This window comes from Actinospica durhamensis (genome assembly GCF_018139695.1).
Taxonomy (GTDB): Bacteria; Actinomycetota; Actinomycetes; order Streptomycetales; family Catenulisporaceae; genus Actinospica; species Actinospica durhamensis.
Map to the genome: position 1 here is coordinate 1 of NZ_JAGSOG010000629.1, position 873 is coordinate 873.

1 protein-coding gene is annotated in these 873 nt (G+C 70.2%); it reads right to left on the reverse strand.

What is annotated here, in order from left to right:
* Positions 1-211: 211 nt before the first annotated feature.
* Positions 212-873 (reverse strand): Ig-like domain-containing protein (locus KDL01_RS41460; protein WP_212534200.1); only part of this gene is annotated, 662 nt, incomplete at its 5' end.

An 873-nucleotide genomic window follows, 5' to 3' on the forward strand; every position in this document is an offset into this window, starting at 1 on the left:
GTCGTACGTCCGCCCCAACGTGGGGTACTACACGCTCGCGGCGTCTGAAACCCCCGCCGGCTGGTCCGCGGTCGAGTTCACCTAGGCGAGCGGCACAGGCGCCGGGCCGAGGTCCTGCGTATCAGCCACCGAATACAATAATCCCGCGCCGGGCGGTGTGCCCGGCGCGGGATCGCCGTCATCTCGGACGGTGGCCTCACTCAGTTCCGCGTCACCGAATGACGGCGAGGGTCAGGGGCGCGGTGGCGGTTTCCGGCGGGACGGCCGTGTCGCGCACGGCGACGGTGAAGTCGCTGGCGCCGACGGTCCTGGGGGTGCCGGTGATGGCGCCGGTGGGCGAGAGGGTGAGTCCGGCCGGGAGCGAGCCCGCGGCGATGCGCCACTCGTAGACACCGGTACCGCCGGTGGCGTGGAGTTGCGCCGTGTACCTCACGCGGCGGGTGCCGTCGGGCAGGCTCGTGGTGGTCACCGACACCCTCTGGCGCACGGTTTGGATCAACGGAGCGCTGATGCTGCCCTGGTAGACGTTGTTGCCGCTGTAGGCAGCGGTGATCGAGTGCGATCCGCCGCTTGTGAAGACGTGCGTCAGGTGGGCCAGACCGTTGGGCAGCACGTTTGCCGTACCGATCGGTGTGCCGCCGTCGGCGAACGTCACCGTGCCGGTGGGTGCGGCGAGCCCGGACACACCCGTCACCATCGCGAAGTACGTCACCGGCTGCCCGGCGTCTGACGGGTTGTGGCTGGAAGCCAGCGTCGTACTGCTCGACGTCCTGGTGCCGTACGTGACGATCACCTGGCCGTTCCCGGGCAGCGGGCTCGCGGTGTACGTGGCGAATGCGCGGCTGTAACTGCTGCCGCCCCCGCCGCCACCAC